Genomic DNA, 22,576 nt, shown 5'->3' on the forward strand with positions numbered 1-22,576 from the left:
CGATGGCGCCCGAAGCCGCCGTTCCGAAGGTCCGGCTCATCGCCACGACGGAGTTCCACGTCCCCGACGACGTCGACTGGGACACCGACGCCGAGGGCGGGGAAGCGCTCGTCGAGTTCGCCGGTCGCGCCTGCTACCAGAGCTGGTCCAAACCGAACCCGCGCACCGCGACGAACGCCGGATATCTCCGTCACCTGCTCACCGTGGGGCACCTGTCCGTTCTCGAACACGCCACGGCGACCTTCTACATCACCGGCATCTCCCGTTCGTGCACGCACGAGCTGATCCGGCACCGGCACTTCTCGTTCTCCCAGCTGTCCCAGCGTTTCGTCGCCGACGGTGAGGTGCCCGTGGTGGTTCCGCCCGCGATCGCGGGCGATGCCGAACTCGAGGAGTTGTTCTTCGCGGCCGCGGAGCGCAGCCGCGAGGCCTATGTGGCGCTGTTGGCGGCGCTCGACGAGAAGCTCTCGCATCTTCCCGCCGGTCCGTTGCGCGCCAAGCAGGTCCGGGAGGCCGCCCGGGCGGTGCTCCCCAACGCCACGGAGACCCGCATCGTCGTCACCGGCAACTACCGATCGTGGCGTCACTTCGTCGCCATGCGCGCGACCGAACATGCCGACGTCGAGATCCGGCGTCTCGCCGTCGAATGTGTGCGTCAGCTCGCGGATGCCGCACCGAACGCGTTCTCGGACTTCGCGATCACGAAGCTGGCCGACGGCAGCGAGATCGCAGCTCCCACGCTCGCGACCGATCTCTGATCGACCTGTACCCCGATCTCCGATCGACTGCTACACCGATCTCCGATCGACTGCTACACCGATCTGTGATCCGTCTTCGGGGGGCGGGCGTGTGTCGAGGCGGCCCTGCCACGCGGTAGCCTTCTGACCATGACCAACGGTGATTCCGCAACTGCTGTCGAGCTTCCGTTCGGCACCGTCGCCACAGCGATGGTGACCCCGTTCACTGCCGATGGCAAGCTCGACGTGGATGCGGGCGTGCGTCTGGCGAACTACCTCGTCGAGGGTGGCTGTGACGCACTGGTTCTCGCCGGTACGACCGGCGAATCGCCCACGACGACCGAGAACGAGAAGATGGAGCTGATGCGGGCCGTGCTCGCATCCGTCGGCGACCGCGCCAAGATCATCGCCGGTGCCGGCAGCAACGACACCGCCCACAGCGTCGAGCTCGCCCGCGACGCCGCGCGAGCCGGTGCGCACGGCCTGCTCGTGGTGACCCCGTACTACTCGCGGCCCCCGCAGGCGGGTCTCTACGCCCACTTCGTCGCGGTGGCCGATGCGACCGATCTGCCGGTCATGCTCTACGACATCCCACCTCGATCCGTCGTGCCGATCGAGACCGACACGCTGCGTCTGCTCGCCGAGCACCCGCGGATCGTCGCGGTGAAGGACGCCAAGGGTGATCTGAACGCGGGCGCCGAGCTGATCGGCACCACCGACCTGAAGTTCTACTCGGGCGACGACCCGCTGAACCTGCCGTGGCTGTCCGTCGGCGCCGTCGGATTCGTCAGCGTGATCGGCCATCTCGTGCCCGGTCGCCTCCGCGAGCTGCACACCGCCTTCGAGGCCGGCGATCTCGAACTCGCCCGTCGCATCAATCTGTCGATGGTGCCCATCTACCGGGCCGTCGCGCGACTGGGAGGTGTGAGCGCCTCGAAAGCAGGGCTGCGACTGCTCGGTATCGACGTCGGAGAGCCCCGTCTGCCGCAGGTCGCCCCGGTGACAGCGCAGATCGACGCTCTCGCGGCGGATCTCCAGGCTGCGGGGGTGCTGTGATGAGCCGCCCCGATCGTGGCCGTGGCCGCGCCACCCGCAACGCCGGTCCGCCCTCCCGCGCCCCGCGCCGGGTGCCGCAGAACTCCGCGGCCGCCCAGCGACCCGACGCGCGCGTCGTCGACCCCACTGAACGGTTGGGTACGCCGCCCAAGGCTCCTCGCGACGGTCTGCGCGTCGTCGCGCTCGGCGGTATCGGCGAGATCGGCCGCAACATGACGGTCTTCGAACACCAGGGACGGCTCCTGATCGTCGACTGCGGTGTTCTCTTCCCCGAGGACCAGCAGCCCGGCGTCGATCTGATCCTGCCCGACTTCCGGTACATCGAGGACCGGATGGACGACGTCGAGGCGATCGTCCTCACCCACGGCCACGAGGACCACATCGGTGCCGTGCCGTTCCTGCTGCGTCTGCGCCCCGACATCCCGGTCGTCGGGTCCAAGTTCACCCTGGCGCTGGTCGCGGCCAAGTGCCGCGAGCACCGTCAGCGTCCCAAGCTCGTCGAGGTCGTCGAGGGGCAGAGCACCTCGCACGGTCCGTTCGAGTGCGAGTACTTCGCGGTCAACCATTCCATCCCCGACGCGATCGCCGTCGCGATCCGCACCGCCGCGGGGGTCGTGCTGCACACCGGCGACATCAAGCTCGACCAGCTGCCGCTCGACAACCGCCTCACCGACCTCGCGGGCTTCTCCCGCCTCGGCGACGAGGGTGTCGACCTGTTCCTCGTCGACTCGACGAACGCCGAGGTCCCCGGCTTCGTCACGCCCGAGCGCGAGATCGGCGGGGTGCTCGACACCGTCATCGGCAAGGCCACCAACCGGGTGATCGTCGCGTCCTTCGCGAGCCACGTGCACCGCATCCAGCAGATCGTCGACGTCGCGGAGCGCTACAACCGGCGCGTGGCGTTCGTCGGCCGGTCGATGGTCCGCAACATGCAGATCGCGCAGGATCTGGGCTATCTCAACGTGCCCGACGGCCTCGAGGTCGACATCGACACCGCCGCGAGCCTGCCCGACGGCCGGGTCGTGCTGGTCTCCACCGGTTCGCAGGGCGAACCGCTCTCGGCGCTGTCCCGGATGGCGCGCGGCGAGCACCGGCAGATCAACATCCGGGCCGACGACCTCGTCGTCCTCGCGTCGTCGCTGATCCCCGGCAACGAGAACTCCGTGTTCGCGGTCGTCAACGGTCTGGCCAAGCGCGGCGCGAAGGTCGTCACCCAGCAGAACGCGAAGGTGCACGTCTCCGGTCACGCGTCGGCCGGCGAGCTGCTGTACCTCTACAACGCGGTGCGACCCACCAACGCGATGCCCGTCCACGGCGAGTGGCGCCACCTGCGGGCGAACGCCGCCCTGGCCGAGGCCACGGGTGTTCCCCGCGAGCGGATCGTGCTCGCGGAGGACGGTGTGGTCGTCGACATGGTCGACGGACTCGCCGAGATCGTCGGGCGCGTCCCGGTCGGTCACGTCTACGTCGACGGCCTGTCGGTGGGCGACGTGGGCGAGTCCACGCTGTCGGATCGTCTCGTCCTCGGCGAGGGTGGGTTCATCTCGATCTCCGTCGCGGTCGACGCCGCCACCGGCCGTGCGGTGAGCACCCCGGAAGTCTCCGGTCGCGGTTTCTCCGACGACCCGGGCGCACTCAACGAGGCGGCACAGCTCGTCGACAAGGCGCTCAACGAACTCGCTGCAGAAGGCGTCACGGAGACCCATCGAATCGCCCAGGGCATCCGCCGCGTCGTCGGCCGCTGGGTCGCCGAGACCTATCGTCGTCGCCCGATGATCGTGCCCACGGTGATCCCGGTCTCCTGAGTGCGGTGCGCGCGGTCCCGCCGAACACGCGGGCTCGCGCGATGGGCGAGGGCAGGAGTGATCGCTAGAGTGGCGGAATGAGCCTCGCCCGAAGCGAACGACATGCCCTCGTCCGCACCATGTCCGAGGTCGGGCCCGACGCGCCGACGCTCTGCGGCGACTGGACGGTCCGGGATCTCGCCGCGCACCTGCTCGTCCGCGAGCGCCGGGTGGACGCGATGCCCGGCATCGTCGTCCCGGCCCTGGCCGATCACACGGAGAAGGTGCGACGCTCCGCCACCGACCGGCAGTGGGCACACCTGCTCGCCGACGTCGATTCCGGCCCGCCGAAGTGGTCGCCGATGTTCCTGTTCGACGCCGTCGCCAACGCGGCGGAGATGTTCGTGCACCACGAGGACGTGCGCCGCGCGCAGCCCGGATGGGAGCCGCGGACGCTGTCGGCGGACGACCAGGACCAGCTCTGGCGCATCGCGCGGATGATCGGACGCAACAGCTACGGCGGATGCGACGTCACGGTGGTCTTCGAGCGGTCCGGTTCCGGCGAGCGGGTCACCCTGCGCAAGCGCGGTCCGCGCACCGTCGTGCTGCGCGGCGAACCGGCCGAACTCGTGCTGCACGCCTTCGGCCGCGACCAGGTGCGGTTCGAGATCGAGGGTGACGAGTCGGCGGTCACCGAACTGGCGGGGTCGAAACGCGGACTGTGAGCGCTCGCCCGGGACGGCGTGTGACCAGTGCCGCCGCCCGGTACCCGTGTTGCTGATGGTTCATGAGAGGTCCGTGCGGCTACCCTGGCGGATATGGCAGGAAAGTCGTCGGGCAGCCGCGGAACGTCGTCTACGACCTCTCGGTCGCGGGCGGGGGCGCGGGGTTCGGGCGGCAGCACCTCCCGTGCTCGCAGCGCGGGTGCCTCCACCTCGAAGACCGGATCGACCGCGAAGTCGAAGGCGTCCGGATCGACCCGGTCCACCCCCGCACGCAAGCCGCGCGCCGCGGCCTCGACCGCGAACCGTCGCAGCGGTGGCACCGCACGTCGCACTCCGGCCGCGAGCCGCCGCCCCGCGCCCGCCCGTCCCCGGCGCAGTTCCGGGGGGATCCTCACCGCTGTCGGCCGCACCGTCGGCGCCGGCTGGATGATGACGGCCCGCGCCCTCGGAGCCACGACCCGGACGATGGGTCGCGCCACCGAGATCGAGTCCGGACACCGCCGCGACGGCATCGCGCTCGGACTGATCTCCATCGGCGTGATCATCGCCGGCACGGTGTGGTTCGGCGTCGGCGGCCCGGTGGGGGAGTGGGTCGAGACGGCCGTCCGCGCCGTCACCGGCGGTGCGAGCGCGGTCCTTCCGCTCGTCGCGGTCGGCGTCGCGGTGACGCTCATGCGCACCGAACCGCATCCCGAGATCCGTCCCCGGCTCGTCGTCGGCGGACTGCTCGTCGGTCTGCCCGCGTTGGGTCTGTGGCACATCGCCTCCGGTTCGCCCACCGACGCGGAGGGCCGCTCGGAAGGGGCCGGTTTCGTCGGTGCCGCCGTGGGTGGACCGCTCACCTCCGGACTCACCGTGTGGCTGTCCGTGCCGCTGATGCTCCTCGCGGCGGGCTTCGGGATCCTGCTGCTCACCGGCACCACGGTGCGGGAGCTGCCCGAACTGTTCCGCGACTACTTCGGCCTCGGCTACCGCGCCGACGACGAGTACGGCGACTACGACGACCACTACGACGACGATTACGGCTACGACGAGCCGCCGATGTTCGACGCCGACGGCTACCCGATCGACGAGCCGCCCGCGCCCAAGCGGTCCCGTCGCCGGCGTACCCCGGTGGAGAACTACCCGCCCGACGAGTTCGACGGCGACGCGAAGACCGAGGTGCTCCCGCTGTGGGACGACCGCGCACCCGAACCGGAGGCGCCCGCCTCGCCGCCGGCCACGCTGGAGATGCCCTCGGTCGCCGAGACCCCGGCCGCAGCACCGGCCCCCGCTCCCGCCCGTAAGAAGCCGAAGGCCGCCCCGGTACCCGAGGTCGTCGACCAGACCTCCGAACCGGAACCGGCCGAGACGTTCGTGCGCGACCGCGAGATCGAGGGCGACTACACGCTGCCCTCGCTGGAGTTGCTCACCAAGGGCGACCCGCCCAAGACGCGGTCGGCCGCGAACGACCAGATGATCGAGGCGATCACCGAGGTTCTCGAACAGTTCAAGATCGACGCCGCGGTCACCGGCTTCACCCGTGGCCCGACCGTCACCCGCTACGAGGTCGAACTCGGCCCCGGCGTCAAGGTCGAGAAGATCACCGCGCTCGCCCGCAACATCGCGTACGCGGTGGCCACCGACAACGTCCGGTTGCTCGCACCGATCCCGGGCAAGTCCGCCGTCGGCATCGAGGTCCCCAACACCGACCGCGAACTCGTGCGGCTGTCGGACGTGCTCGCGGCGCCGTCGACCCGCCGCGACCATCACCCCCTCGTCATCGGTCTCGGCAAGGACATCGAGGGCGACTTCGTCTCCGCCAACCTTGCGAAGATGCCGCACCTGCTGGTCGCCGGTTCGACCGGTTCCGGTAAGTCGAGCTTCGTCAACTCGATGCTCGTGTCGCTGCTCATCCGCGCGACGCCCGACGAGGTGCGGATGATCCTCATCGACCCGAAGATGGTCGAGCTGACGCCCTACGAGGGCATCCCGCACCTGATCACCCCGATCATCACGCAGCCGAAGAAGGCCGCGGCGGCGCTGGCCTGGCTCGTCGAGGAGATGGAGCAGCGCTACCAGGACATGCAGGCCAACCGCGTGCGCCACATCGACGACTTCAACGCGAAGGTGAAGTCGGGGGAGATCACCGCACCGCTCGGCAGTGAGCGCGTGTACCGGCCGTATCCGTACATCCTCGCCATCGTCGACGAGCTCGCCGACCTGATGATGACGGCCCCACGCGACGTCGAGGACGCGATCGTCCGCATCACCCAGAAGGCCCGCGCCGCCGGCATCCATCTCGTGCTCGCCACCCAGCGACCCTCGGTGGACGTCGTCACGGGTCTCATCAAGACGAACGTGCCCTCGCGACTCGCGTTCGCGACGAGTTCGCTCACCGACTCGCGCGTCATCCTCGACCAGCCCGGCGCCGAGAAGCTCATCGGTATGGGCGACGGACTGTTCCTGCCGATGGGGGCGGGCAAGCCGATCCGCCTGCAGGGTGCGTTCATCACCGACGAGGAGATCGCAGGGGTCGTCGACTTCGCCAAGAATCAGGCCGAACCCGAGTACAACGAGGGAGTCACCGCTCCGAAGGCCGGCGACAAGAAGGACGTCGATCCCGACATCGGCGATGACCTCGACGTCTTCCTGCAGGCCGTCGAACTCGTCGTCACGAGCCAGTTCGGTTCGACGTCGATGCTGCAGCGCAAGCTGCGCGTCGGATTCGCCAAGGCCGGTCGCCTGATGGACCTGATGGAGACCCGCGGTGTGGTCGGGCCGAGCGAGGGCAGCAAGGCCCGCGAGGTGCTGGTCAAGCCCGAGGAGCTCGACGGCCTGCTGTACTCGATCCGTGGCGGTGGAGATCCGGCAGAGGCCCCGGCTGCAGAGCAGTGAGACATGCCCTCTCGACGGGCCGTCCCTGCTGCCTCCGGCGGGAAGCGACGATGTGTGGCACAATCGTGGAAGCTGTGGAGGGGAGTATCCCCAGATCCGCGGCGGTCTCGTCAACACGTGCGGCGCCGATGCCGTCCCGGGGCCGTCGGTCCGGCGATAGTCCGGGCGGGAGAGACCTCCGGCAGGTACGCATACCTACCGGAAGGCCTATGGGTCCATGCACGTAAACCTGACCACCTGGTTGATCACGATCGCCGTCATCATCGGGTTGTTCGTCTTCGACTTCTTCGCCCACGTCCGCAAGCCGCACGCGCCCACACTGCGCGAATCCGGTTTCTGGTCGGCCGTCTTCATCGCCATCGCGATCCTCTTCGGCGTGATCGTCTTCGCGGTCTGGGGACCGACCTACGGCGGCGAGTACTTCGCCGGCTACATCACCGAGAAGGCGCTGTCGGTCGACAACCTCTTCGTCTTCGTCATCATCATGGCCACCTTCGCGGTGCCCCGTGAGTACCAGCAGAAGGTCCTCACCATCGGCATCGTGCTGGCGCTGGTCATGCGCGGTGCCTTCATCGCGGTCGGTGCCGCGGCGATCAACGCCTACAGCTGGGTGTTCTACCTGTTCGGCTTCTTCCTCATCTACACGGCCGTCAAGCTCATCCGCGACCACGGTGAGGACCCGCAGGCCATCTCGGAGAACCGGATGGTCAAGCTGGCCCGGAAGTTCCTGCCGGTGCACGACGAGTACGACGGCGACCGCCTCATCACTCGCATCGACGGCAAGAAGCTCGTCACGCCGATGCTGCTCGCGCTTGTCGCCATCGGCTTCACCGACATCCTCTTCGCGCTCGACTCGATCCCCGCGATCTACGGTCTGACCAACGAGCCGTATCTGGTGTTCACCGCGAACGCCTTCGCCCTGATGGGCCTGCGACAGCTGTTCTTCCTCATCGGCGGTCTGCTCGAGCGGTTGGTCTACCTGTCCTACGGACTGTCGATCATCCTCGCGTTCATCGGCGTGAAGCTGGTGCTCCATGCCTTGCACGAGAACACGCTCGGCTGGATCAACGGCGGCGAGCACGTTGCCGTCCCGGAGATCTCCACCGGCGTGTCCCTGGTCGTGATCATCGGAGTGCTGGCCGTGACGACGGTGGCCAGCCTGCTCAGGACGCGCGGCGAGAAGGAATCCGTCAGGAGTTGAACACGCCCATCACCGGGTTCCACCCGGTGATGCGCACGGCGTCGACGAGGTCGCGCTGCGCGAACGGGTCCTGGCCCATCAGTTCGCGCGCCGCGGCCTCGTCGGCCACGTCGACGAGGATGAGCGCACCCGAACCGTCCGTCCACGGGCCGGTCGCCCGCACGATGCCCTGATCCACGAGGTCGCCGAGCCATGCTCGGTGCTTCGGGCGGTGCTCGTCGCGCGCCGAGGCGGTCGCATCCGAATAGGTGTACTCGACGGCGAACAGGGCCATACGGGTCTCGCTTTCGTGGTCTCGATCAGAGGGTGAGGAGCATCCGGGTGTTCCCGAGCGTGTTCGGTTTCACATAGCTCAGGTCCAGGAACTCCGCGACGCCCGTATCGTACGACCGGCACATCTCCGCATAGACCTCGGCCGTCACCGGAGTCCCCTGGATCTCCGCGAAACCGTGCCGCGCAAAGAATTCCACCTCGAAGGTGAGCACGAACAGTCGTTCCAGCTCGAGCTCGCGGGCGACCTCGATGAGGCGCGCGACGATCAGGTGACCGGCGCCGTGGCCCTTGACGGACGGGTCGACGGCCACGGTGCGCACCTCGCCGAGATCCGACCACAGCACGTGCAGGGCCCCGCACCCGACGACCTGTCCGCCGAGTTCGGCCACCCAGAACTCCTGGACGGCCTCGTACAGGGTCACGAGATTCTTCTCGAGCAGGATCCTGCCCGCGTAGATGTCGATGAGCCGCTTGATCTCGGGCACGTCGGAGGTTCGGGCGCGCCGTACGACCATTCGATCGTTCGAGTCGTGGTTCGTCGGCGGTGTCGTCATGCGGTGAACAGTAGCGCGTGCGGCTACCGATATTGTGGGGCACATGAGCACGCCCCGCCAGCATGTCACCGCGTCGGGCGGGAGCGGCGCCGCACCGGGACCGCACGCCGGGAGCCCGCACGATCCGGTGCCGTTGTGGAACATCGCCAACATCCTGACGGTGGGCCGGATCGCGTTGGTACCGGTCTTCCTGGTGCTGCTCTTCGTCGGCGACGGGCACGACACCGCGTGGAGGCTCGCGGCGACCGGAGTCTTCGCGATCGCCGCCATCACCGACCGGATCGACGGTCAACTCGCGCGAAAGCACGGTCTCGTCACCGATTTCGGCAAACTCGCCGATCCCATCGCCGACAAGGCCCTCATCGGTGCCGCGCTCGTCGGGCTGTCGCTGCTCGGCGACCTGTCGTGGTGGGTCACCGGCATCATCGCGGCTCGGGAGCTGGGTATCACTGCCCTGCGGTTCGCTGTGCTCCGGCACGCCGTGATCCCGGCGAGTCGCGGCGGCAAGCTCAAGACCCTGGTGCAGACGCTCGCCATCGGTGTCTACCTGATGCCGCTGCCCGAATCGGTGGAACCGGTGGCGATCGGCCTGATGATCCTGGCGGTCGCACTGACGGTGGTGACGGGACTCGACTATGTGGTCCAGGCGATCCGGCTGCGTTCCGGGGTGCGCCGGAGCGAGAGCGAGACCGCCCGTGCGGGGGACGTTTCGGGGGCGGACGTCTCGGGGGATGCCGCCGCCCGGGACACACCGGGCGACGGCCGCACGGTGGGTGAGGACGCCCGGTAACCACGGGACGGGACGCGCGGGATCCGGCTCGGTGCGGTCGACACCGCTGTGTCGGGACTACTCGGACGTCTGCAACCGCCGTCGGCGTTGTAATGTCTGGACACCGCGGTATCGAGGTCCGATCGATCTGCGGGAACCTCGCAGCGTCGTCGTGCGTTGACGAGGTGTCGGCACGACGGACGAAGGAGGATGGGATGGCGCTGTTGTTGCGTGAGGCACTCGGTGACAGCCTTCGGCGCACCCGTGTTTCGCAGAGCCGCACCCTGCGCGAAGTCTCCAGCAGCGCCCGGGTCAGCCTCGGCTATCTCTCGGAGATCGAGCGCGGCAGGAAGGAGGCCTCGAGCGAACTGCTCGCGGCCATCTGCGATGCACTGGAGGTCCCGCTGTCCGACGTGCTGTTCGACGTGAGCGGTCTGCTGGCGGACGGCCTCGACCGTCGCACGGACATGGAGACCACCGCAGCCGACACGGCACCGGCCGAGCGGTCCGACGACGGCGCCACCGCCGAGCCCGGTTTGCTCGCGCAGGAGCCGCGCATGGTGATCCCTGCACCCGCCGCGCAGGCGCTGGCAGCCGCCTAACATGGATCACGAACCGTGCCGGCCTCGCCGGATACGGTCGTAAGCGACATCGACCGGGGCGTGGTGCGTGCACGGACCCGGCCGGGGCAGGTGGGTCGTCGGGGGTAGCAGCGGACCGGCGATCTTCGAACCGGGGCGCGAGGGCCGCGTACCGGGTCGCGTTCGGCGCGGCGTACCAGATGGAGGCAGGATCACACCCATGGCTAATCCTTTCGTCAAGGGCTGGAAGTACCTGATGGCGCTTTTCAACTCGAAGATCGATGAGAAGGCCGATCCGAAGGTCCAGATTCAGCAGGCGATCGAGGACGCGCAGCGTCAGCATCAGGCACTCTCGCAGCAGGCGGCCTCCGTCATCGGTAACCAGCGTCAGCTCGAGATGAAGCTCAACCGTCAGCTGGACGAGGTCGAGAAGCTCAACGCGAGTGCTCGCCAGGCCGTCATGATGGCCGACCAGGCCACGGCGGCGGGCGATACCGAGAAGGCGATCCAGTACACGAACGCGGCCGAGGCCTTCGCGGCACAGCTCGTCACCGCCGAGCAGTCCGTCGAGGACCTCAAGGTGCTGCACGACCAGTCGCTCCAGGCCGCCGCGCAGGCCAAGAAGGCCGTCGAGCAGAACGCCATGGCGCTGCAGCAGAAGGTCGCCGAGCGCACGAAGCTGCTCAGCCAGCTCGAGCAGGCCAAGATGCAGGAGCGCGTGAGCGAGTCGCTGCGTTCGATGGATTCGACCCTCGCAGCTCCGGGCACCACTCCGAGCCTCGACGCCGTCCGCGAGAAGATCGAGCGTCGCTACGCCAACGCTCTCGGTTCGGCCGAGCTCGCCCAGAACTCGGTGCAGGGCCGCATGCTCGAGGTGCAGCAGGCCACCGTCCAGATGGCCGGTCACAGCCGACTCGAGCAGATCCGGGCGTCGATGAAGGGCGAGGCGCTTCCGGGCACTCCCGCCAACCCTGCCGTCGACACGCGCAAAGAGCCCCCGAACGCTGCCGGTACCACCGGCCGCTGATCCGCACGCCTCGGAACTGATCCGCCGTGAACGCCTCCGGAGACGACCGGACCGGGAACATCCCCGGTTCGGTCGTCTCTGCGTTCCGCGACGCCACCGACAACGCGATGGAGGCCGCGCGCCGCTGGCGCGATCCGGCCGCCCGCTTGCGGCGTAAGAAACGTCGCGCGCGTCGGCGTGCCAGTTTCTTCGGTGCCGGCTCTGGCACCACGGCGATCGGCACCGCGACCCTGGCCGTCGCGTCGGCTCCCGAATGGACGCTCGTCGCGGCCGGGGGAGCGACGGCGGCTCTCGCAGTGCCCGCCGTCCTCGCCGTCCGTACGTTCCGTCGCCTCGATGCCGTGCCGCTGCCCCCACCGCCGCCGCGCCGCCGGCCGCTGCCACCGGCCGGTTCGGTCGCCCGCGCCCCGATGGAACGCCTCGCGGCGAACGAGGAGAGCCTGCGGCGCCTGCTCGGTGTGCTCGTGCGGTCGAACTCCGTGGCCCCCGACGACCTCACCGAGATCGACGACGCGGCCCGCGCAGCCGCATCCGCACTCGATGCCGTCGTCGAGGACGTCGTAGCCCTCGAATCCGCCGCGCAGGGCAGTGCGGCCGCCAAGACCCACCTGTCCGCTGCCATCGTCGACGCGGGCGAGCGTCTCGGGACGGGTGTCGACCAGTTCGAGGAACTCGTCGCCGCTGCAGCACGCCTCGCCGCGACCGCCGAGGGCAACCGGTCGCTGGCGATGCTCGACCAGCGGCGCGCCGAACTGATCGCCACGTCCGACAAGCTCGAGAGCTGGGCGCAGTCCTGGCGCGAGTTGGGGCAGATCGAGCAGCGTTACCGCCCCTGAGGGGCGGAACACCTCCGTCATCGACACCGCGGGCCGAACACGTCGGTCGTCGACACCTCTCAGTCGTCGACACCGCGAGCGGCGAGGGCCTCGCCCATCGCCTCCGCGGTGCGCAGGGCTCCCACCACCACCGGAACCACGAGGGCCCGCAACGAGAATCCGAGACCACGCGCCTTGCGTGCCTCGGTCACGCGGGTGACCACGGTGCCGATCAGCGGGATCGCGCGGACGGTCATCACCAGCACGAGTCCCACCCGGTCGGGATCGACCCCGACGCGCGCGAGGGGACGGGCCGCTCGCACGATCGCGTCGAGCATGTCGGTGGTCCGCGTCGTGAGGGTCACCAGGGCGGCCAGGGCAACCGCCACGAGCAGCGACCCGCAGATCACCACCGCCCGTTCCCACCCCGCGACGAGGACCTGGAACGCTGCGATGATCGCCAGCATCCACGCCAGCGGCCGCAATTGCACAGCGGCCAGACGCGGAGGTATGCGCGCGGCCGCGTACGCGAGCACGGCCAACGCCAGGGCGGGCAGCACCTGCCAGGGCTGCCGGATCCACAGGGTCAGCGCGAGGATCAGTGCTGCGACCGCGAGCAGCTTCGCTCCCGCCGGAAGCCGATGCAGGACGGAGCGTCCGGGATGGTAGAGGCCGAAAGTGTTCACCCGATCAGATTCCGGTAGAACGCGAGCGCGGACGCCGGTTCGTCGTCGGCGACGACCCGCCCCGAGTCGACCACCAGTACACGATCGAAGTCCGCGAGGAGTTCGAGATTGTGGGTCACCGCGATCACCTGCTGCGGCAGGCTCGCGAAAGTGCGCGCGATGAGCTTCGTGTTGCGCAGGTCGAGCAGGGTCGTCGGTTCGTCCGCGACGAGCACCGCCGGGTCGGTCACCATGATCGCGGCGAGCGCGAGCAACTGCTTCTGACCGCCCGAGAGCAGGTGGCTGGGGTGGTCGTGATGCCCCGCGAGCCCGAAGTCGGCGAGGACCTGCCGTACCCGGGCCTCGCGTTCCTCCTTGCCGAGTCCGCTGCGTCGGAGCGAGAAGGCGACGTCCTCGGCGACCGTCGGCATGACGATCTGATGGTCCGGGTCGGTGAAGACGAATCCGACCTTCTTGCGGACCTCCCGGCCCTTGCGCGCCGTGTCGAGGCCGTCGACGGTCACCGAACCGGACGACGGGACGAGCAGACCGTTGATCATGCGCGCCATCGTCGACTTGCCGCTACCGTTCGCGCCGACGATGCCGACGCGTCGTTCGGTGAGGACCACGTCGACCCCGTCGAGGACGGTGCGGTCGCCGTAGGCGTGCCGCACCTCCCGGAATCGGATCTCGCTCATCGACGGTCGGGCGGCGGCGTCAGTGCGCGGGATCCGCAGCGGGGCGGGGCACGATGCGCGGTGCCGCCAGTGCGGGGTAGGCGCGGTGCACCTGGGCGGCGACCGCTGCGGCGACGACCGCCTTGGCGAGATCGCCCGGCAGGAAGGTGACGTTGGCAGCGGCGGCGGCCCACACCGTGAGATCCGTGCGCAGGACCATGCCCGCGATACCGAAGGCGTAGAGAACGACGATGCCACCGAGGACGTTGACGGCCACACCGGGCAACGTGCGGTAGCGCGGCAGCATCTTCATGCTCAGCCAGCCGATCACGGCGACGGCAGGGACCCAGCCGATGAGGAAGCCCACCGTGGGACCGGCCAGCGAGGTGAGGGTCGTGCGCCCGCCGGCGAGTACGGGCAGCGCCAGTCCCAGCACGATCACGGTGAGCACCGACAGGACACCCTTGCGTGCGCCGAGCAGTGCACCCGCGAGCATCACGCCGAGGGTCTGCAACGTGATGGGCACGCCGGACGATCCGATGCTGATCTGACCGGGCAGTCCCAGGGCGATGATCAGGGCGGCGAAGACGGCGATCTGCGCGAGGTCGCGCGCGGGGATACGGCGGGACGTGGACACGATTACTCAGCCTTCCGGTATGGACGGTGAACCCGTAGAGCCTAAGCCGTACCGGCGTGCCGCGGGTCACCGACCCACCTCCGGGTGCCCGTGGGCCACACCCGGGGTGCGTCTCCGGGTGTCCCCTGATCTTTCCCTGATATCTGCGCTGACCTGCTGTTTTTCTCCACTCGAGCTGTCAGGATCGAGGCGTACCGAGCAAACGGAGTCCGGCACGGAAGAGGTCGGCATCGAGGGTGGGAGTACCCAATGTTCTGGAAGATCGTAGGAATCGTCGCGGTGGTGTGGGTCGGTCTCGCCGTCCTCGGCGCCCTGCTCGACAACCTGTTCGGCTTTCTCGTACTCGGCGCCGTGATCTTCGGCGGATACCTGCTGTACAAGGCAGTATCGGGAGGTGACAAGCACGACCTGACACGTCTGTAGGACGAAGGGGGCAGCTGTGGAGGCGGTACCGGAGGACTGGCAGGACGGACTCGTGATCGCCGCGCACCCCGACGACATCGAATACGGTGCCGCCGCGGCCGTGGCCAGATGGACCCGGCAGGGCAAACAGGTGCGCTACGTCCTCGCGACGAGCGGGGAGGCCGGGATCGCCGGGCTCGACCCCGAGGAGTGCGGCCCGCTGCGGGAGGCGGAGGAACGCGAATCCGCGCGGATCGTCGGCGTGGACTCGGTGGAGTTCCTCGGCCACCGCGACGGGCACATCGTCGCCGGCCTCGATCTGCGACGCGACATCGCGGCGAGCATCCGCAGACACCGACCCGAGATGGTGGTGACCGGGAACTTCGGGCTCACCTGGTTCCCCGGCATCCTCAACAGCGCGGACCACCGTGCGGTCGGGCTGGCCGTGCTCGATGCCGTTGCCGACGCTGCCAACGAGTGGATCTTCCCGGAACTCGCGGAGGCCGGTCTCGAAGCCTGGCCCGGGGTGCGGTGGGTGGCGGTCAATACGACGTCTCCGACCCACGGGGTGGACGTCACCGACACCGTCGAGGTGGCGGTCGAGTCGCTCTCGGCGCACCGCCGCTATCTCGAGGCCCTCGACGACAGGAGCGCCGAGGAGCAGGCCCGCGAGCAGGTGGAGCGATCGTCCGCACCGCTGCCGGGCTTTCCGGCCGCTCGGGCCGCCGGATTCGAGCTGTACACCTTCGCGGGATAGGGGACGTCCCACGACGGTGTTGTGACATCTGTCCCGCGTGCGCGGGAGGCCCGATCCCGCGTGCGCGGGATGTGGCAGGCTGTGCGCGTGCGAGTGGCGGTGGTGGCCGGGCCCGATGCGGGTCATGCGATTCCGGCGATCGCGTTGTCGCTGCGGCTCGCGGATGCCGGGCACGACGCGGTCGTCCTCACGGGCGAACGATGGCTCGGCCTCGAGCTGCCCGGTGTGACGTTCGCAGAATTGAAGGGGCTCGCACCCCGGCTCGGGGACGACGACGGCGACGCGGGGGCGAAGATCCACGCCCGTGCCGCCCACATCGCGAACGAGATGCTCCCGGATCTCGGAGCCCTGCTACCCGACCTCGTCGTGGCGGACGTGCTCACCGCCGGCGGAGGGATGGCCGCCGAGCGACTGGGGATCCCGTGGGTCGAGCTCTCGCCGCATCCGTTGTACCTGCCCTCGCGCGGGCTTCCACCGATCGGGAGCGGTCTCGATGTGGGCACGGGTGTGCGGGGCCGGTTGAGGGACGCCGCGTTGCGTGCGATGACCGCGAGATCGTTGCGGCAGGGGGAGCGCGAGCGTTCTGCCGCACGTGTCGGAATCGGTCTGCCGGCGCGCGATCCCGGGCCCCGGGCCCGGCTGATCGCCACCCTGCCGGCACTCGAGGTGCCCCGTCCCGACTGGCCCGGGCACGCGCATGTCGTCGGTCCACTGCTGTGGGAACCCACCGCGGAGATCCTCGATCCGCCGCCGGGTGACGGACCTGTCGTGATGGTCGCGCCGTCGACCGCGGTCACCGGCGTGACCGGGATGGTCGAGACGGTCTGCGACGCACTCGACGGGGCCGGGATGCGGGTCGCCGCGACGATGCTCGACCCCCCGCAGCAGTCGCTCCCGAGCTGGGCCGTCTCGGGTCGCGGCCGGCAGGACGTCCTGCTCCGGCAGGCCGATGTCGTCGTGTGCGGGGGTGGGCACGGGATGCTCGCCAAGACGCTGAGTGCGGGGGTTCCGGCGGTGATCGTGCCCGGGGGTGGCGACCAGTGGGAGCTGGCGAACCGCGCCGCACGGCAGGGGAGTGCGGTGGTGGTGCGTCCGCTCGACGCGGCTGCGGTCCGCTCCGCGATCGACACCGTGCTGTCGTCCCCGGACTTCGCCGCAGCGGCTCGTGCGGCCGCCGACGGTGCCGGCGACGTGGAGGATCCGGTCGCGGTGTGCGAGGCCGCAGCGGACTGACTGTCGCGGCGCAGCACGCGCGACTACCGTGGTCGGGGTGCGGTTGACGGAGTTCTACGAGGTGGTCCGGGACGAGTTCGGACAGATGCACGGCGATGCCCTGCTGCGCGATCACGTGCTGCTCTCGCTCGGTGGACGGACGGCGGCCGAGGCGATCGAGGCGGGACAGGAGCCCCGGGAGGTGTGGCGCGCGCTCTGCGACGAGTTCGACGTCCCGCCCGTACGGCGGTAGTCACGGGACCGGCCGGGAGTGTCACGCGCCGAATCGATTTTCTGTCCGACGGGGATGCGACCATTCCTCGCGTACACGAAGCGACCGGCTTTCGAACACGTGTTCGGCTATGCTGGGAGCGCCGGGTGGGTTGTCCACAGGTGGTGATTCCATCCACAGATACGGCGTTTCCGCGGTCGCGACAGCGAACTTGTCGGTGCCGGGTTCTAACGTCGTCGACAACAAGGACGAGATTCTATTAAGGGGACCAAGATGGCAGCACAGGCTCACGACCGCGAGAAGGCGCTCGAGCTCGCCCTCGCGCAGATCGACAAGAGCTTCGGTAAGGGCTCGGTGATGCGCCTGGGCGAGGACGTCCGTCCGCCCATCGCAGTCATTCCCACCGGGTCGATCGCACTCGACGTGGCTCTCGGTATCGGCGGCCTGCCGCGCGGGCGCGTCATCGAGATCTACGGCCCGGAATCCTCGGGTAAGACGACGGTGGCCCTCCACGCCGTCGCCAACGCGCAGGCCGCCGGCGGCATCGCGGCGTTCATCGACGCCGAGCACGCCCTCGATCCGGACTACGCGCGCAAGCTCGGTGTCGACACCGACGCCCTGCTCGTGTCCCAGCCCGACACCGGTGAGCAGGCCCTCGAGATCGCCGACATGCTCATCCGCTCGGGTGCGCTCGACATCATCGTCATCGACTCGGTCGCGGCGCTCGTGCCCCGCGCCGAGATCGAAGGCGAGATGGGCGACAGCCACGTCGGTCTCCAGGCCCGCCTGATGAGCCAGGCACTGCGCAAGATGACCGGTGCGCTCAACAACTCCGGCACCACCGCGATCTTCATCAACCAGCTGCGCGAGAAGATCGGCGTGATGTTCGGCTCGCCCGAGACCACCACGGGCGGTAAGGCGCTGAAGTTCTACGCCTCCGTGCGTCTGGACGTGCGCCGGATCGAGACGCTCAAGGACGGCGGCGACGCGGTGGGCAACCGCACCCGCGTGAAGGTCGTCAAGAACAAGGTCTCGCCTCCGTTCAAGCAGGCCGAGTTCGACATCCTGTACGGCCAGGGCATCTCGAAGGAGGGCTCGCTCATCGACATGGGTGTCGATCAGGGCTTCATCCGTAAGTCCGGCTCCTGGTACACCTACGAGGGCGACCAGCTGGGGCAGGGCAAGGAGAACGCCCGCAAGTTCCTGCTCGAGAACACCGATGTGCGCGACGAGATCGAGAAGAAGATCAAGGAGAAGCTCGGCATCGGTGCCGTTCTCACCGATCCGAGTGATGTCGAGGAGCCGGTCGACTTCTAGTCACCGCCCAGACCGCACGGGGCACGGACGCACGTCGGCCGTGCCCCGTGGCGTATCTGCACCCGGCCGCGCTGTCGGTGGGTCCGGCTACTGTGCGCGTCATGGACGACCCCGAGGAACAACGGCCCGACGCACGGCGCGAACGACGCGGACGGCGGCGCTCGGCTCGCACCGAGCAGGAACTGCCCGGCGGTGGCACCGAAGCGCAGGCCAAGGACGTCTGTCTCCGTCTGCTGACCGATCGGGCACGCAGCCGATCCGAGCTCGCGACGAAGCTCGAGCAGAAGGGGTTCGCACCCGACGTCGCCGAACGTGCCCTCGACCGTCTCACCGAGGTCGGGTTGATCGACGACGCGGATTTCGCCAACCAGTGGGCACGTTCACGGCATCTGCACGCGGGGAAGGGTAGGCGCGCAATCGCACTCGAACTGCGCCGCAAGGGAATCGACGCCGACGACGCGGCGGCTGCCCTCGAACAGATCGACACCGCCGACGAACGGGAACGAGCGGTCGAACTGGTCCGCAAGAAGCTCCGCACCCAGCCGCCGCTGCCCACCGAAGGGGATCGGCGCGAGATCGCGGCCGAACGCGACAAGTTGGTACGGCGACTGGTCGGAATGCTGGCCCGGCGCGGTTACGCGCAGGGGATGGCGTTCGACGTCGTGCGGGAGGAACTCGCGACCTTCGGTGCCGACGCGAGCGACCTCCCGCACGACTGAAACATTACGTCCGGACCTCGACGGTCGGGCGCACTACTTGCGTCCCTCCCCGGTCATGTCCAGGCCGGGCACCGACATCGTGGGCATCGTCTGCGGCTCCTCGGCCGGCACGGCACCCTTCTTCCGCTTCCCGGATCGCAGGCGCTTCTCGAGCCAGATCGCGAACTGCGTCAGCGCGCTGTTGAGGATGATCATGATCGCCGCGACTACCAGCAGCGACGGCAGGTAGTTCTGGAAGAACGCGCCGAGCTGCTGTCCGGAACGCACCACTTCGACATAGCCGATGAGGTAGCCGAGCGCGGAGTCCTTGAGCGCGATCACCATCTGCGACACGATCGCCGGGAGCATGACCGTCACGGCCTGCGGCAGCAGGATCAGCCGCATGAGCTGGTTCTTCCGCATGCCGATGGCGTAGGCGGCCTCGCTCTGGCCGCGCGGGAGCGACCTGATGCCCGCTCGCACGATCTCCGCGATGACCGATCCGTTGTACAGGGTCAGGCCGGTGATGACCGCAGCGAGCGCGAGGTACTCGGACTTGAAGACTCGGTACTCGGCGAACACCTGGTAGGCGAAGATCATCAGGATCAGTACCGGGACGGCGCGGAACAACTCGACGATCGTGCCGGCGATCCCGCGGACCCATCGGTGATCGGACAGACGGGCGATGCCGAGCACCGTGCCGAGGACCAGTGCCAGCACGATCGACGCGACGGCCGCGATGATCGTGCCGCGGATGCCGGGCAGCAGATAGGTGGTCCAGCTGGACGATTCGACGAACGGCTCCCACTTGGCGGCCGTCAGCTGTCCGTTGGCGTCGAGCGCGCGGTAGACGATCCAGCCGACGAGGACGAGGAGCGCGACCACGACCACCGACAGGATCCGGTAGAGCGCCTTGGCGCGGGGCCCGGGTGCGTCGTAGAGAACGGTTCCGTGTGCACTCATCGGGCGACCTCGTATCGCTTGCTGAGCCGGCCGAAGAGCAGGCCGGTGGGAAGGGTGAGGATGACGAACCCGAGCGCGAAGATGCCACCGACGACGAAGATGGCCGCTTCGTTCTCGATCATCGTCTTCATCAACAGCGAGGCCTCGGACACGCCGATGACGGAGGCGATCGTCGAGTTCTTGGTCAACGCGATGAGCACCGAACCGAGCGGGGCGATGACCGCGCGGAACGCCTGGGGGAGGACGATCAGGCGCAGATTCTGGCTGAAGGTCAGGCCCAGCGAGCGGCCGGCCTCCGACTGTCCGAGCGAGACCGTGTTGATGCCCGAGCGGAGCGACTCACACACGAAGGCCGCCGTGTAGACGCTCAGGCCGAGCACGGCGAGCCGGAAGTTGTTGTCCACCAGGAAGGTCGGCGACGACTCGGATGCCAGCTTGATGCCGAGCGTCTGGGACAGACCGAACAGGCAGAAGATGATGATCAGGGTCAGCGGGGTGTTACGGAAGATCGTCACGTAGGCGGCGCCGACGGCACGCGCCACGGGGATGGGAGACACGCGCATCGCAGCAAGGATCGTTCCGAGGATCAGAGCGCCGATCGCCGAGATGACGGTCAACTGGATCGTGGTCCAGAACGCGTCGAGTAGCTGACTGCTGTACTTGCTCAACAGATCCACAGGTCACTCCGGGATCGAGGGGACGGGGTGGGTGTCCGGAACGGTCCGGCCGGTCCGTGAGATCTCACGGACCGGCCGCACCGGCGGACAGGACGGGACTGGCCCGTGCTCGGTAGAGATCGACGCTCAGTAGCGATCGACCTCGGGCTGCTCGGGCAGCTCGTAACCCGAGGCACCGACCGTCTCCTGGAAGGCGGCCTCCCACGCACCGCTGGCGATCATCTCCTCGATCGCGTCGTTGATCGCGTTGCGCGACTCGTCGTCGCCCTTGGCGAGACCGATGCCGTAGCGCTCGGTGGTGAACGGCTCACCGACGACCTTGAAGTCGCCCGGGCTCTGCGCGGCGTAGCCGGCGAGGATGATGTCGTCGGTGGTCACCGCGTCGACCGCGCCGTTGCGCAGCGCCTCGACGCACAGCGAGTAGGTGTCGAACTCCTGGAGCTGGACGTCCTGCGCGTAGTTGTCCTTCACGTTCTGGGCCGGGGTCGAACCCGCCACCGAGCACAGGCGCTTGCCGCCGTTGAGCGAGTCGGGTCCGGTGATCTCGGTGTCGTCCGCGCGCACGAGGAGTGACTGGCCCGCGATGAAGTACGGGCCGGCGAAGTCCACCTTCTCCTTGCGGGAATCGGTGATCGAGTAGGTCGCGACGATGTAGTCGACCTCACCGTTCTGGATGAGGGTCTCGCGCTGAGCGGACGGAGCTTCCTTGAACTCGATGTTCTCCTCCGAGACACCGAGCTGACCGGCGACATACTTGGCGACCTCGACGTCGAACCCGCTGAACGAACCGTCCGGGTTGCGCAGGCCCAGGCCCGGCTGGTCGAACTTGATACCGACCGTCAGGGTGCCGTTCTCCGCGGACTGCGAGACACTGCGCGTCTCGTCGCCACCGCACGCCGTAGCGACCACTGCCACGGCGACGGCGCCGATGCCCAGGCGGATGGAGCGGGACAATTTCATCGAATACCTCCGGTGCGGTTCGGAACTACGTCCGACGGGCCGGGCGGCCCGTCGGATGCGGGAATCAGGTCAGTGACTGAGGATCTTGCCGAGGAAGTCCTTGGCGCGATCGGATTTCGGTGCGGTGAAGAAGGTCTCGGGATCGGTGTCCTCGACGATGCGACCGTCGGCCATGAACAGAACGCGGTCGCCGGCCTTGCGGGCGAATCCCATCTCGTGGGTGACCACGACCATCGTCATGCCCTCTTTCGCGAGGGAGGTCATCACGTCGAGGACCTCCTGGACCATCTCGGGGTCGAGGGCGGAGGTGGGCTCGTCGAACAGCATGACCTTGGGGTTCATCGCGAGCGCGCGTGCGATCGCCACGCGCTGCTGCTGGCCGCCCGACAGCTGCGCCGGGTACTTGTCGGCCTGGTTGGCGATCCCGACGCGGTCGAGCAGCGCCATCGCCGACTCGCGGGCCTGTTCCTTCTTGATCTTGCGCACCTTCGAGGGGCCGAGCATGACGTTCTGGAGGATCGTCTTGTGGGCGAAGAGGTTGAACGACTGGAACACCATGCCGACGTCCGCGCGCAGGCGGGCCAACGCCCGGCCCTCCTCCGGCAGCAGGGTGCCGTCGACGTGGATCTCGCCCGTGTCGATCGGTTCGAGCCGGTTGATGGTGCGGCAGAGGGTCGATTTCCCCGAACCGGACGGGCCGACGACGATGACGACCTGCCCTCGTGGGATCTCGAGGTTGATGTCCTGCAATACGTGCAGGGATCCGAAGTGCTTGTTCACCCCGTTCATGGAGATCATGGACGAGCTGGTGTCCGACTTCTCGGACGGACGATCCGTTCCGGCTGCCGCTGATGTCATATCTGCAGACCCTATGCCGTCCGGCGCCCGAGACTTCGCATTTCGGGACACCTTCGGTGCACGCGTCACGGGATTTTTACGGCACGAGCGGTGACCGACACCTCGACGGGGCTCATGGGGGC

The 22,576-nt window shown here is 68.6% G+C and carries 25 protein-coding genes; 16 read left to right on the top strand and 9 right to left on the bottom strand.

Annotated elements, in window-relative coordinates:
- Positions 1 to 2: 2 nt before the first annotated feature.
- From thyX to ACNJ7K_RS21735, 6 genes are all read left to right on the top strand, one after another.
- Positions 3 to 758, top strand: coding sequence for an FAD-dependent thymidylate synthase (gene thyX / locus ACNJ7K_RS21710; protein ID WP_174247050.1), 756 nt, complete (start codon positions 3 to 5; stop codon positions 756 to 758).
- Between the two features lie 129 nt (positions 759 to 887).
- Complete coding sequence (dapA, locus tag ACNJ7K_RS21715) at positions 888 to 1,793, top strand: 4-hydroxy-tetrahydrodipicolinate synthase (RefSeq protein ID WP_120282311.1); 906 nt, start codon at positions 888 to 890, stop codon at positions 1,791 to 1,793.
- Positions 1,793 to 3,598, top strand: coding sequence for a ribonuclease J (locus ACNJ7K_RS21720; protein ID WP_225623774.1), 1,806 nt, complete (start codon positions 1,793 to 1,795; stop codon positions 3,596 to 3,598). The genes dapA and ACNJ7K_RS21720 overlap by 1 nt, the downstream gene beginning before the upstream one ends.
- Before the next feature lie 77 nt (positions 3,599 to 3,675).
- Positions 3,676 to 4,302, top strand: a complete 627-nt coding sequence (locus ACNJ7K_RS21725) for a TIGR03085 family metal-binding protein (protein ID WP_487042176.1) — start codon at positions 3,676 to 3,678, stop codon at positions 4,300 to 4,302.
- A gap of 93 nt (positions 4,303 to 4,395) precedes the next feature.
- On the top strand, positions 4,396 to 7,179 hold the full coding sequence (locus ACNJ7K_RS21730) for a DNA translocase FtsK (protein ID WP_455408888.1): 2,784 nt from the start codon (positions 4,396 to 4,398) through the stop codon (positions 7,177 to 7,179).
- A 217-nt stretch (positions 7,180 to 7,396) separates the two neighbouring features.
- Positions 7,397 to 8,380, top strand: coding sequence for a TerC family protein (locus ACNJ7K_RS21735; protein ID WP_159418545.1), 984 nt, complete (start codon positions 7,397 to 7,399; stop codon positions 8,378 to 8,380).
- On the opposite strand, the gene ACNJ7K_RS21740 is transcribed toward ACNJ7K_RS21735, so the two are convergent.
- Both ACNJ7K_RS21740 and ACNJ7K_RS21745 read right to left on the bottom strand, forming a co-directional pair.
- A complete protein-coding gene (locus ACNJ7K_RS21740) occupies positions 8,370 to 8,654 on the bottom strand; it encodes a YciI family protein (RefSeq protein WP_120282314.1) in 285 nt (94 codons plus the stop codon). The two genes, ACNJ7K_RS21735 and ACNJ7K_RS21740, sit on opposite strands and share 11 nt — an antisense overlap.
- Before the next feature lie 25 nt (positions 8,655 to 8,679).
- Positions 8,680 to 9,207, bottom strand: coding sequence for an amino-acid N-acetyltransferase (locus ACNJ7K_RS21745; RefSeq protein WP_225623775.1), 528 nt, complete (start codon positions 9,205 to 9,207; stop codon positions 8,680 to 8,682).
- A 43-nt stretch (positions 9,208 to 9,250) separates the two neighbouring features.
- Between ACNJ7K_RS21745 and pgsA the strand changes: the two genes are divergently transcribed.
- The 4 genes from pgsA to pspM all read left to right on the top strand — a co-directional run bounded on the left by pgsA (position 9,251) and on the right by pspM (position 12,420).
- Complete coding sequence (gene pgsA / locus ACNJ7K_RS21750; protein ID WP_120282315.1) at positions 9,251 to 9,997, top strand: CDP-diacylglycerol--glycerol-3-phosphate 3-phosphatidyltransferase; 747 nt, start codon at positions 9,251 to 9,253, stop codon at positions 9,995 to 9,997.
- 194 nt (positions 9,998 to 10,191) lie between these two features.
- Positions 10,192 to 10,578, top strand: a complete 387-nt coding sequence (locus ACNJ7K_RS21755; RefSeq protein WP_006551282.1) for a helix-turn-helix domain-containing protein — start codon at positions 10,192 to 10,194, stop codon at positions 10,576 to 10,578.
- A 199-nt stretch (positions 10,579 to 10,777) separates the two neighbouring features.
- Positions 10,778 to 11,584, top strand: a complete 807-nt coding sequence (gene pspA, locus ACNJ7K_RS21760) for a phage shock protein PspA (RefSeq protein WP_006551283.1) — start codon at positions 10,778 to 10,780, stop codon at positions 11,582 to 11,584.
- Positions 11,585 to 11,610: 26 nt separating this feature from the next.
- Positions 11,611 to 12,420 (top strand): phage shock envelope stress response protein PspM, encoded by an 810-nt coding sequence (pspM, locus tag ACNJ7K_RS21765; RefSeq protein ID WP_120282316.1) that lies wholly within the window; start codon positions 11,611 to 11,613, stop codon positions 12,418 to 12,420.
- Between the two features lie 59 nt (positions 12,421 to 12,479).
- Here the strand turns inward: pspM and ACNJ7K_RS21770 are convergent, their stop codons facing one another.
- Genes ACNJ7K_RS21770 through ACNJ7K_RS21780 form a run of 3 tightly spaced genes read right to left on the bottom strand, consistent with a single transcriptional unit; the run spans position 12,480 to position 14,378 of the window.
- Positions 12,480 to 13,085: a CbiQ family ECF transporter T component gene (locus tag ACNJ7K_RS21770; RefSeq protein WP_120282317.1), complete on the bottom strand. Its 606-nt coding sequence runs from the start codon at positions 13,083 to 13,085 to the stop codon at positions 12,480 to 12,482.
- Positions 13,082 to 13,762, bottom strand: coding sequence for an energy-coupling factor ABC transporter ATP-binding protein (locus tag ACNJ7K_RS21775; RefSeq protein WP_024100681.1), 681 nt, complete (start codon positions 13,760 to 13,762; stop codon positions 13,082 to 13,084). The genes ACNJ7K_RS21770 and ACNJ7K_RS21775 overlap by 4 nt, the downstream gene beginning before the upstream one ends.
- 19 nt (positions 13,763 to 13,781) lie before the next feature.
- Positions 13,782 to 14,378, bottom strand: a complete 597-nt coding sequence (locus ACNJ7K_RS21780; RefSeq protein ID WP_120282318.1) for a biotin transporter BioY — start codon at positions 14,376 to 14,378, stop codon at positions 13,782 to 13,784.
- Between the two features lie 249 nt (positions 14,379 to 14,627).
- On the opposite strand from ACNJ7K_RS21780, the gene ACNJ7K_RS21785 reads away from it, so the two are divergent.
- The 6 genes from ACNJ7K_RS21785 to recX all read left to right on the top strand — a co-directional run bounded on the left by ACNJ7K_RS21785 (position 14,628) and on the right by recX (position 19,017).
- A complete protein-coding gene (locus tag ACNJ7K_RS21785) occupies positions 14,628 to 14,801 on the top strand; it encodes a hypothetical protein (RefSeq protein WP_006551287.1) in 174 nt (57 codons plus the stop codon).
- A gap of 16 nt (positions 14,802 to 14,817) precedes the next feature.
- Positions 14,818 to 15,537 (top strand): PIG-L deacetylase family protein, encoded by a 720-nt coding sequence (locus tag ACNJ7K_RS21790; RefSeq protein ID WP_120282319.1) that lies wholly within the window; start codon positions 14,818 to 14,820, stop codon positions 15,535 to 15,537.
- Positions 15,538 to 15,624: 87 nt separating this feature from the next.
- Positions 15,625 to 16,770, top strand: coding sequence for a glycosyltransferase (locus ACNJ7K_RS21795; protein ID WP_183070806.1), 1,146 nt, complete (start codon positions 15,625 to 15,627; stop codon positions 16,768 to 16,770).
- A 37-nt stretch (positions 16,771 to 16,807) separates the two neighbouring features.
- Entirely contained in the window at positions 16,808 to 17,002 is a 195-nt protein-coding gene (locus ACNJ7K_RS21800) for a DUF3046 domain-containing protein (protein ID WP_006551291.1), read from the top strand.
- A gap of 252 nt (positions 17,003 to 17,254) precedes the next feature.
- Positions 17,255 to 18,298 carry a recombinase RecA gene (gene recA, locus ACNJ7K_RS21805; protein ID WP_059381245.1) on the top strand — a complete coding sequence of 348 codons (1,044 nt, stop codon included), beginning with the start codon at positions 17,255 to 17,257 and terminating at the stop codon, positions 18,296 to 18,298.
- Between the two features lie 101 nt (positions 18,299 to 18,399).
- On the top strand, positions 18,400 to 19,017 hold the full coding sequence (recX, locus tag ACNJ7K_RS21810; protein WP_277371501.1) for a recombination regulator RecX: 618 nt from the start codon (positions 18,400 to 18,402) through the stop codon (positions 19,015 to 19,017).
- A gap of 33 nt (positions 19,018 to 19,050) precedes the next feature.
- Here the strand turns inward: recX and ACNJ7K_RS21815 are convergent, their stop codons facing one another.
- The 4 genes from ACNJ7K_RS21815 to gluA all read right to left on the bottom strand — a co-directional run bounded on the left by ACNJ7K_RS21815 (position 19,051) and on the right by gluA (position 22,394).
- The gene (locus tag ACNJ7K_RS21815; protein WP_159418538.1) at positions 19,051 to 19,959 is read right to left on the bottom strand and encodes an amino acid ABC transporter permease; all 909 of its coding nucleotides are present in this window, start codon (positions 19,957 to 19,959) and stop codon (positions 19,051 to 19,053) included.
- Positions 19,956 to 20,636, bottom strand: coding sequence for an amino acid ABC transporter permease (locus ACNJ7K_RS21820; RefSeq protein ID WP_006551296.1), 681 nt, complete (start codon positions 20,634 to 20,636; stop codon positions 19,956 to 19,958). Before ACNJ7K_RS21820 ends, ACNJ7K_RS21815 begins: the two co-directional genes overlap by 4 nt.
- Positions 20,637 to 20,762: 126 nt before the next feature.
- The gene (locus ACNJ7K_RS21825) at positions 20,763 to 21,596 is read right to left on the bottom strand and encodes a glutamate ABC transporter substrate-binding protein (RefSeq protein ID WP_120282322.1); all 834 of its coding nucleotides are present in this window, start codon (positions 21,594 to 21,596) and stop codon (positions 20,763 to 20,765) included.
- Between the two features lie 69 nt (positions 21,597 to 21,665).
- Positions 21,666 to 22,394, bottom strand: coding sequence for a glutamate ABC transporter ATP-binding protein GluA (gene gluA, locus ACNJ7K_RS21830; protein ID WP_172414951.1), 729 nt, complete (start codon positions 22,392 to 22,394; stop codon positions 21,666 to 21,668).
- Positions 22,395 to 22,576 lie beyond the last annotated feature (182 nt).

The organism is Rhodococcus shunpengi, from assembly GCF_048381395.1.
GTDB lineage: Bacteria > Actinomycetota > Actinomycetes > Mycobacteriales > Mycobacteriaceae > Rhodococcus.